General features: G+C 53.2%; 4 protein-coding genes. All 4 read right to left on the bottom strand.

Translation table 11 applies throughout. The features are described from left to right. Positions 1-3,266 (bottom strand): non-ribosomal peptide synthetase (locus tag PRUB_RS19615; RefSeq protein WP_198452389.1); only part of this gene is annotated, 3,266 nt, incomplete at its 3' end. Between the two features lie 55 nt (positions 3,267-3,321). Beyond that, complete coding sequence (locus PRUB_RS19610) at positions 3,322-6,558, bottom strand: non-ribosomal peptide synthetase (protein ID WP_198452388.1); 3,237 nt, start codon at positions 6,556-6,558, stop codon at positions 3,322-3,324. Then, positions 6,555-10,001, bottom strand: coding sequence for a non-ribosomal peptide synthetase (locus tag PRUB_RS19605; protein ID WP_010387348.1), 3,447 nt, complete (start codon positions 9,999-10,001; stop codon positions 6,555-6,557). The genes PRUB_RS19610 and PRUB_RS19605 overlap by 4 nt, the downstream gene beginning before the upstream one ends. Positions 10,002-10,052: 51 nt before the next feature. Next, the gene (locus PRUB_RS19600) at positions 10,053-11,036 is read right to left on the bottom strand and encodes a TauD/TfdA family dioxygenase (RefSeq protein WP_010387346.1); all 984 of its coding nucleotides are present in this window, start codon (positions 11,034-11,036) and stop codon (positions 10,053-10,055) included. Positions 11,037-11,094 lie beyond the last annotated feature (58 nt).

The raw sequence follows: 11,094 nt of genomic DNA, 5'->3' as shown, positions 1-11,094 counted from the left end.
ACCAGTGCACTGTCTACTTGTGTCTGGCGGCTTAACTGCTGAGCTATCTCGCCCAGCTCAACCCGGAAACCGCGAATTTTAATTTGGTCGTCGGCACGACCCACGAAGGCCAGGTTGCCATCGGCCAGGTAGCGCACTAAATCGCCGGTGCGATACAAGCGTTTCGAGCTGCCTGCCACCTCAGAGTCATAAAATGGATTGTCAATAAAGCGCTCGGCCGTCAGCTCAGGTTGATTCAGATAACCCAGTGCAAGACCGTCGCCACCTACACACAATTCACCCACACTGCCATACGGTACCAGGCTCAGGTCATCACTCAGCACCAGGGCCTGATCGCCATTCAGCGGCGTACCTATGGCAATATCCTGACTTTCATGTAATGTCGGTATCGCGTAACAACAGCTGAAGGTGGTGTTTTCCGTCGGGCCATAGCCGTTGATGACTTGTGCCTGCGGTAATGCCTGCTGCACCCGCATCACATCAGCGCCGTGGACTATGTCGCCGCCAGCCAGTACATAACGCAGAGAAGTACGACCGTCACAGTGATGGCTCCACTCACTGAACAGACCGGCCGTCAGCCACATGCTGTTAATGGCCTGACTATCAATCAGTGTATTAAGTGCATGAATGTCCAGCTGGTCCTGCGGATACAGCACACAACGTCCGCCATTGAGTAAAGGTCCCCACAGCTCTATGGTTGCCGCATCAAAAGCAATGTTGGCGCTATGCAGGAATACCGTGTCGCTATCCAGGGTCATAAAGTGCGGCGTGCTAATAAGACGCTGTACCGCACGATGTGGGGTCAGCACGCCTTTGGGCTGACCCGTTGAGCCTGAGGTGTAAATCACATAGGCCAGCGCATCACCGCTAAGCGCTTCCAGAGCTGGATTGTGCTGCGGGTAGTCATCCAATTTTAGGGCCGCAATATCTATGGCGGTGCCTGCCTGTTCGCTCATCAGGCTCTGAGTCACAGCCAGACCACTGCCAAACCCAATCACTTGCTTCAGGCCAGCATCGACTGCCATATAACTCAGGCGACTGGCCGGGTAATTCGGGTCCAATGGCACATACGCGCCACCGGCTTTGAGTATCGCCAGTATACTCACCACCATCTCTATCGAGCGGCTGCTGCACACCCCAATCAGGGTGCCTGGCGTAATATGTTGCTCACTCAGCAGGTAATGGGCCAGCTGATTGGCCCGCTGGTTTAGCTCGGCGTAACTGATGGATTGGTTCTGGAACACCAGGGCGATTGCCTCAGGCGCCGCCGCGGCTTGCTGTTCGAATAAATGGTGGATACAGGCCGTGTCGTCGTAGCCTAAGCTGCGCTGACCCTGTGTCAGTAATCTCGCCACTTCATCCGTCGGCAGTACACTCAGTTCACTCACTGATTGTGTTTGGGTTGTGTCTGTTAGCTGACTCAGCGCCGTAATCACATACTCTGCGATGCGGCTGACCTCGACCTGCTCATCAATTTGTAAGTCCAGGCTGAACACATGGGCTGCGCCATAATCATTCACCGATAAGTTAAACGGGTAGTTGGTGCGCTCCTGTGCACTCAGACCCTGAATATCGCTGCTTTGTGCTGGCGTATCGGCTTCATCCCGCTCGGTGTGACGATAGTTCAGCATCGCGCTGAATAATGGGCCATCTGAGCCCACCGCGCTGTGTTTCTGCGCCTGTGCCAGCGATACCTGCTCATAAGACAGCAACGCTTTCAATCGTTTGTCCACGTCTTTAATCAAGTCTGCGACCGAAGATCCCTGTAACTCAACCGCCACGGGTAAGGTGTTGATCAACATGCCCAGCAGGCGCTCTACACCTGCGCCGCCATTCATCCGACCGCTCATCACGGTGCCGAACACCACTTCCTGCTGATTGCTGCAAGCCCCCAGCACCAGTGCCCAGGCGGCGTGGAAAATCGCCGCCGGACTGACTTCATGCTGTTTTGCATAAGCGCGGATGGCCTTGCTCAACGCATCACTCAGAGCCACTTTATGCTCTCGGATCGTGTCGCCATTACCCTGGGTATCCTGCAACCCAAAGGGCAGTGTCGGCTCGCTGATATGGCCCAGCGACTCAGAGAAAAACCCTTCTATATCGAGCGTTTCCATGCGCGTCAGGGTGTCGCTGATAAACTGACGGTAAGACGCCGGCGCAGGTAAGCTCTGCGCCTTGCCCGCGCTGTAACTGTGTAATTCATCCTGGATCACCGCCATGGCAACATGGTCAATGATCAGGTGGTGTGCCTGTAATAGTGCATAGTGGTAACCCGTGTCCGGGTCCTGACACACCTGCAGGCGTAACAATGGTGCCTGAGCCAGATCCAGCCACTGTGGACCATCGGCCAATGCGGTGATGGTCTGCTGTGCACTCATGTCCTCGGCACAGGCAAGCTGTGTCACCGGCAGCGTAACTGCACGCTGGACCACCTGTAATGCCTGACGCTTGCCCTGCCAGAGAATGGCAGTACGCAGCACATCATGGCGGGCCAGCAAAAAATTCAGGCTGTCAGTAAACTGAGTCAGAGCCGCATCGTTTTTTAATTCATAAAGATAGTTGGTGACATAAGGGTCGTTCTCCGGATCCATGCTGTGTACGAACAACACCCCTTCCTGTAACGGCGCCAGCGGATAGATATCCTGAATGTTGGCCATGCCTCCTGGGATCTCGGCGGCGATGTCGTTCAGCTCGGCCTGGCTCAGTGCAGCCAGCGGCACCATATCCGGCGTAATGGCGGTGCAACCAGCCGGGATCAGGCTACGGCTTTCATCTGCATCATTTGTTGTGGCAAGGCTCAGCCCCTGTGCCATTTCCTGTAAGGACTGGGCAGCGAACAACGCCTGCGCATCCACCTCAAAACCTTGCTGTCTGAGTCGGCCGGCCAGCTGCATAAGCAACAGGGAATGGCCACCCAGAGTGAAAAAGTTTGCCGTAACGCTAAGCTGCTCAGCAGGCTGTGCCAGCAATTCGCCGCAAAGCGTAACGATTAATTGCTCGCGCTCTCCCTGCGGTGCCACATAAGTGCCCTGCAACGCCGACGTGTCTGCTTCAGGCAGGGCTTTTTTGTTTACTTTACCGTTGGCCGTCAGTGGCCAGTCGTCAATCACCACACCCAGCTTAGGCACCATGTAATCCGGTAAGGTTTGTGCCAGCGTGGCCAGCGTCTGGGTCATAAACTCAGGCTGTGCTTGCTCTGCGATGGCCTCAACTGGCTGGACGTACGCCACCAAATAGGTGCCTGCCGGACCGTTTTTGGCCAGCACCAGTGCACTGTCTACTTGTGCCTGGCGGCTCAGCTGCTGAGCTATCTCACCCAGCTCAACCCGGAAACCAGTCCTGATGCGCTATGCCCAACAGCTGAGACCAGATCTCACACAAGGTCTGCTCAATGTCATTTTCAGGTGCCACATAGGTATCCTGAAGCGCGCTGCTATCAGCTTCGGGCAGGGCTTTTTTGTTCACTTTACCGTTGGCCGTCAGTGGCCAGTCGTCAATCACCACACCCAGCTTAGGCACCATGTAATCCGGTAAGGTTTGTGCCAGCGTGGCCAGCGTCTGGGTCATAAACTCAGGCTGTGCTTGCTCTGCGATGGCCTCAACTGGCTGGACGTACGCCACCAAATAGGTGCCTGCCGGACCGTTTTTGGCCAGCACCAGTGCACTGTCTACTTGTGCCTGGCGGCTCAGCTGCTGAGCTATCTCGCCCAGCTCAACCCGGAAACCGCGAATTTTAATTTGGTCGTCGGCACGACCCACGAAGGCCAGGTTGCCATCGGCCAGGTAGCGCACTAAATCGCCGGTGCGATACAAGCGTTTCGAGCTGCCTGCCACCTCAGGGTCATAAAATGGATTGTCAATAAAGCGCTCGGCCGTCAGCTCGGGCTGCCCCAGATAGCCACGCGCCAGACCGTCACCACCGACATACAGCTCACCTAAGCTACCGTGAGGCAATAAGTTTTGTTGCTGATCCAGCACATAGGTCTGAACATTACACAAAGGTGTGCCGATATGTATGGTGTCATCAAGAATTTCACCCACAGTCGCACAGACTGAGGTCTCCGACGGGCCATAAGCATTATAGAAAGGATAATGTGCCCGCCAGCGAGCCACCACATTTTCTTCACAGGCTTCCCCTGCCACAATTAAACATTGCAGCGCCAGATCTGTCTGCAACGTCATGGTCGATAACAACGCCGGTGGCAAAGTCGCATGGGTGATCTGCTGCGTTTTTAACAGCTCAGACAGCAGCTGTACATCCGTACGTTGTAACTCGTCGGCAATCACCAGGGTACCCCCCGGGATCAAGGCCATCAGCCATTCCCAGGTCGCCGCATCAAAACTGATGGATGCAAATTGCAACACTTTACTGTCGGCACAGGTAGCAAAACGGGCTTGCTGGTTGTGAGCCAGGTTCACTGCGCCCTGATGAATAAGCTGCACGCCCTTGGGCTGGCCAGTTGAACCTGAGGTATAGATCACATAGGCCAGGCTATCGTTACAAATCTCGCCCAGGGCTGGATTGTATTTTGGATAATCATCAAGCGTCAGAGCTGCAATATCAATGGCGGTGCCCGCTTGTTCGCTCATCAGGCTCTGAGCCACGGCCAGGCCACTGCCAAATCCGATGACTTGCTTCAGGCCTGCATCGGCTGCCATATAGCTCAGGCGGCTGGCCGGATAATCCGGATCCAGTGGCACATACGCGCCACCGGCTTTGAGTATCGCCAGCATGCTCACCATCATCTCCACCGAACGGCTGCTGCATACCCCTATCAGGGCTTCAGGTGTGATCTGTTGCTCACTCAGCAGGTAATGGGCCAGCTGATTGGCCCGTTGATTTAGCTCAGCGTAACTGATGGATTGGTTCTGGAACACCAGGGCCGTTGCCTCGGGTGCAGCCTCCACCTGTTGTTCAAATAAATGGTGAATGCAGCGGCTGGTATCATACTCAAGACGCTGCTGCTCCCCTGTACTGACCAATTGCTGACGCTCAGACTCACACAAGGCCGAAATGTCGCCTAATGGCAGATCCGCTTCACCTTGTGCACTCACCTGACACAGCAAGGCTGCAAAGTTCTGATTCAACCGAGTAATAAAAGCATGAGAAAAAATGCTGCTGTCATACAGCCAGTCCAGCTCAACGCCACCATCGCTGATATTGATATGCATATCAATATCGAACCTGGCAACCACCCGCTCTACTCCAAAAGGCGCCAGTGCCAGTCCGTCAGAGGCCAGTGCAGAGGCCAACATATCGCGGTTCTGATTAATGCCAAACTCGCTTGCTGTAGTGAGCATAATCTGACACAAAGGCGCATATTGTGCGCTGCGCGGGATATTAAGGTGCTCTACCAGCTGATCAAATTGCACCTGTTGATGCTGCTGAGCTGCCAGGTGGACCTCTTTAACGTGCGCCACCAGCTCATGCAAGTTCTGCTGATCAGTGTCCACACGCAATGGCAGGGTATTAACAAAAAAGCCGATCAGCTTGTCCAGTTGCGGCGAAATGCGGTTCGCCACGGGTGTGCCAATCACGATATCAGTGCAGTTACTATAGCGACTCAATAATAACGACAATAAGGCATGCATCAGCATAAACGGCGTGACCTGAAGGCGCAGTGCCAGGGCCAGTAAAGGCTCCGCAACCTTGCTTGCCAGCCGACCCTGAACATGGCCACCGGCATGTTGCTTGGTCGCCGGACGCGTCTGACACAATGGCAGGTCATGCACCAGTGGCGCATCGTCCAGCTGCTGCTGCCAGTATGACAAAGCGTCGTCCAGCGCGCCATTCTTTGCGCGTTGCTGCTGCCACAGAGCAAAGTCGCCATACTGGATTTCCAGCGGGGCCAGTTCAGCACTTTGCCCGGCGTTGAGCTGCTCATACACAGTCACAAACTCACGCAGCAAAATTTGCTGTGACCAGCCATCGGAGGCTATGTGATGAGTATTGAACAACAGCACACCGCTCGTCTCTTCTGTGGCAGGTGCCTTAAAATAGTCGACCCGAAGCATCAGATCCGCGCTCAGGTCAAAACACTTGGCCGACTCAGTGGCGATCACCTCGGCTATCTGTGACGACCAGTTATCGACCTGTGACAGGTCATGAACCTTTACCCGGCATGGCTGACTGGCGTTCACCTGCTGGTAAGCCCCCGTGTCATCCTGATGGTAAGTCGTTCGTAAAATTTCATGTCTTTCCACAATGACACTCAGAACAGCTTCAATCTTTGTCAGATCAGGTTGCCCGCTCACCGTAAACGCCAATGGCTGGTTATACTCGGCCGAACCCTGCTTCAGGCTATCGATAAACCACAGTCTTTGCTGCGCGTTCGACAAGGGCAGTCGCGTCTTGTCAGCAGGCCGCTGTGGAATGTCGAGGTCATTGTGCTGGTTTGCCAGAAACGCGATAATGTCTGCTTTATGGGCCTGAATTTGCTTTTTCAGCGCCTCTGGAAAAGGTGCTGCGGATTTTTGCTTAAAACCCAGCTTACCCGCTTCGGTAAACAGTAAAATATCACTGGCAATCGCTTCATCAATAATTTGCTTGGCTATCATAACCACCCCTCCGCCTCTGTGGCTTTTTCTTCCAATGCCTCCTGGGCTTGCTTTTCAGTCACTTTCTGCTGGACGTACTGGGCCAGATCTCGCAGCACCACGCGATTAAAGACCTCATTAAACGCAAGTGAAATGCCCCATTGCTTTTTCAAACTGCCGAGCATTTTTATCAGTAAAATAGAGTTACCACCGAGCTTGAAGAAATGCCCGTCACGACCAATTTCGCGCTCCTGCAACGACAGAATATCGGCCCAGAGTTGGTTAATATGGGTTTCCATTTCAGTCTCTGGCGCTACATAAACCGCGCTTTGCTGAGTTGTTGCCAGTTGCGCTAGCTGATTGCTGTCTAGCTTGCCATTGACCGTCAGAGGCCACTGCTCAATCACCAGATAGTCAGCCGGGATCATGTATTCTGGTAGCTGCTCGGCCAACGCCTGTATCAGACCTTCGGTCATAGCCGCCTCTCCCTGCTGATTTACCAGCAGTGTCCCTTCAGAAGTCAGTTCAATAAAGGCCACCAGTCGCATCTGCGCTTGTTGTTCAACCAACAGGACTTCTGCCTGTTCGACTAACCCCTGCTCCGCTATCTGGCGCTTCACTTCTTCGAGCTCAATTCGGTATCCGTTGAGCTTAACCTGCTCATCGATACGCCCGATAAAAGTCATTTCTGAATTACCCAGCGTTCTGACCAAATCGCCGGTTTTATATAACTTACGGTAACAGGCTGGCTGGCCGCTCTGATAGGCCGGATTATCAATGAACCGCTCGGCACTTAGCTGAGGTCGATTAAGATAACCACGGGCCACTCCCGGCCCCGTCAGGTATAGCTCACCGATGGCGTAAGGGGGAACCGGCTGACCATGTTCATCCAATATAATACCTTGCATGTTTGCTATCGGTGCGCCCATAGAGATAGGTGCCTGATGGCCTTCCTCGATGCACTTCCAGTGACTGCCGACCGTCGTTTCTGTGGGCCCGTATTCGTTTACAAACACCGTCTCAGGCAGGTAACTGCGTAACTGCGCAATGGTGTCTAAATTGAGCTGCTCTCCACCGAGAATAATGACGTGCTTATGGGAATTTTGTTGTGTCATTTTAGCGGCTATCAGTTGCAGATGTGCGGGGGTCAGTTTGAATAGCAATGCGGCTTGTGCCGTCTCCAGCGCCTGTATCACCTGCTCACATGCTTTATCTTCGTCACAGGTCAGGTTGACCACACCACCTCTGAGTAACGGCATAAACAGGCTTGTTACGGTAGCATCAAAGCTCAGTGACGTACTGACTACGCCATCGGCCACTTGTGCTGCTAACTGAGTGTTCAGGTGCGCCAGATAATGATGCAGGTTGGCGTGTTCAATCATCACCCCTTTCGGCTTCCCGGTGGTGCCTGAGGTATAAATCACATAAGCCAGGCTGTCTGCTTGCGGTGACGTTTGTCTGACGCTGCCCGCAACAGGGTCTGCTTCATCGCACTGCGTCATATCAAGATACGGGACTGCACTTTGCCCGGCAGCAGTTTGCAGAGTGCTTGTACCTGCACGACCTAATGCCGCAATTGCACAGCTGTCTTCAAGCATATACTGGATCCGCTGTTGTGGATGTGCCGGATCAATTGGCAGGTAGGCCCCCCCTGCTTTCCAGATAGCCAAAATGGCAACCAGAGTATCGAGTGTGCGGCTGGCTTCAATGGCAATGATCTTGTCACGACCGCTGTAGTTCTGTGTTATCAGCCAGTCAGCCAGCTTGTTCGCCCGCGCCTCCAAAGCCGCATAGCTCAGGCTGTGTTGTTGGTGCTGTACGGCCACACGCTCAGGTGCGAACTGCGCAAACTGTGAAACCTGCTCCAGGATTGAATGTGTTGCTGATGACGAGGTATGTACGTCCGGTGTCAGTGTGTTCCCGGCCATACTGGCGTAGAGTGCTTGCAGTGTCGTGTCAGAAGCCGTTAATGGCTGACTCAGATGAGTCAGGACGTTGCACAGATCGTCCGCCAGCTGACCGACATGGTGCTCAGTGAACAGCCCCCGATCATAAGCCCAGTAACAACTGACACCGGTCTCGGTCATTTTCAGCGCTAAGTCTAAGTCATATTTAACTGTGACCGCACTGTGAGTCAGTGGCTCAAGTTTAATACCCGGCAGGCCTGGTACGTCGGACTGCTGATAATCATTGTCGGTGTCGACTATGATTTGAAATAAGGGTGTCTGGCCTGGTGTTCGGGTGGGTGTCAGTGCCTGGACAAGGGCTTCAAACGGCACTTCCTGATTCAATTGTGCGTCGATGTGCACCTGTCTGACATGGTGTAAATAATCCGCCAGAGACGCCTGATCCGTATTGACCCGATAGACCAGCGTATTGACGAAGAAACCAATCAGGTTATGTAACTGTGGGTTCTGACGATTCGCCTGCGGACTGCCAATAACAATATCATGGCTTCGACTGTGACGGGAAAACACCAGTGCCAGTGCAGCATGCAATAGCATAAAGGTGGTCATATCAAAGCGGCTTGCCAGCGTCTGCAAACCTTGTTTGACTGTTTCAGGCAGGACTCTGTTCAGTATCCCCCCCTGCCCCCTGGCCTGGCTATCACGCGGACCATCCAGAGGCAAACTATGGGTATGCGGCAGGCCATCCAGCTGCGCGCGCCAGTAGTCTAACTGCTTAGCTGATTTATCTGAGTTATATTGATGCTGCCACTGGGCAAAGTCGGCATATTGGATGTCCAGCGCAGTCAGCTGCGCAGCTTCCCCTTTAATCAGGCTCTCATACAGGGTTGTGAATTCTTTGACCAGCAAGGCCATCGACCAGCCATCCGTCGCGATATGGTGGAGGGTTAACAGCAATAAAGTCACCGGCTCTGACCCCCCCGTCAGCGCTATCGCGCGACACCGGATCGGCAATTCATTCTGCAGATCAAAACCGCGTTGTGCTTCTTCATTGACGATACACTGTATTTTTGCATCATCCAGCTGGGCTGCTGGCAACGTCTCACGATGAATGCTCAGCTGAGCATCGTGATGGATCACCTGACGGAGTGTCTCCTGCGCATCCGTTGAATACGTCGTTTTGAGGATCAGGTGGCGATCCATAATGCCATTCAGTGCTTGTTGTGCCAGCTCGACATCAAACTTACCGGTGATTTTTAAGTTAACAGGCACATTGTAATTGGCCTGACTATCACTTTGCTCTGAAAACCACAACGCCTGTTGAGAGAATGACAAAGGCATGGCTTCGCTATGTGGTTGCACAGTAATCTGATCAGCCGGGCTTTCGCTGCTGGCCATTGCCAGATAGTACTCCTTCAATTGCGTTTTATTCGCAATGATCTGCTCACGCAGGTCGGCCGAGATGACTTTAGGTAACTTCACGACAAGGTTATTGTCTTTGATTTTGAGTTTAACGCCAGCTGCGATGAGCTGATCGACTAATGCTGTTATATTCACTTCGCTATTCCTGACTTAATGCGGTTGATTACGGCTAAGGGAGACCCTGAATTACAGTTGAGAGAAACTGATGGGATCGCCAAAACACACCAAAATTTTTCTGGCACCCTGATACGGGTTTCGGGCATGGGCTTTTAATATATTGTCGACCAACATGACATCACCTTGCTGCCAGTCGAACTGCTGATGATTGGCCTGATAGACCTGAAGTATCTGGGCCATGGTCTGATCGGAAATTCTGTCGCCATTGCCAAAATAGCAGTTGCGCGGATAATCGGCCTCATCGTCAAACATAATGGCCAGGTTTTCCTTAAGATCCTCATTCAAGCAACTGAAATGCCAGTGCTGTGCCTGGGTCACCCAACAAGGTGCCTGAGTGGCAGGGTGAATAACCACGGCCGGTCGGATCGCGCGCGTGGTTAATTGCTCGCCGCGCCACTCAAACTCCAATGCCTGATCTCGACATTTCGCCTCTACCTCTGCCTTATTCTCCGTTTGAAAAATGGTTTTCCAGCCCAGCCCAATAAAGTCATCCGCCTGATAGTTACGGACATACATGACCTGTTTGTCGATAAACTCCTGAACTAGATCGGCGGGTAACTGGGACAGCACAGAACGGGCATCGGCTATCGGTGTTTGCCCACCGCTTAGCGCAGGTTGTTCGCAGGCAAAAATCGCACGGCCGGGAAAGCGTTGATTAAAGGTATTTTCATTGTGCCAAAGAAGGAATTCAGACTCTGAGTATTCAACCGGTCGTTGCACATTACCATTGGTGCTTGCCGGACGATGCTCGGTGTTATTGGTCAGCACCTGGGTCATAAAACAGGCAGCCAGTTGTTCGACCTGAGCGGGAGAGCCAAAGTTACCACCACGCAGCAGTACCGCCCCGGCATCCGCCAGGTGTTGCTCAATCGTGTCTTGCAAAGCAACGACTTGCTCATACGGTGCACTATCCTGATGTAACTGTATCACTACCGGACTGTGTGCCTGGTCGTTTAATTTTGCGACCTCGGGCATAGTGATAGTCAAAGCCATACGGGTTCCTTTTTGTCATTATAAGTCGGTGCGCCATGACTCCCATGACGCACCGATA

The organism is Pseudoalteromonas rubra, assembly GCF_000238295.3.
GTDB classification, from domain to species: Bacteria; Pseudomonadota; Gammaproteobacteria; order Enterobacterales; family Alteromonadaceae; genus Pseudoalteromonas; species Pseudoalteromonas rubra.
This window is presented reverse-complemented; position numbering and strand designations above follow the sequence as displayed.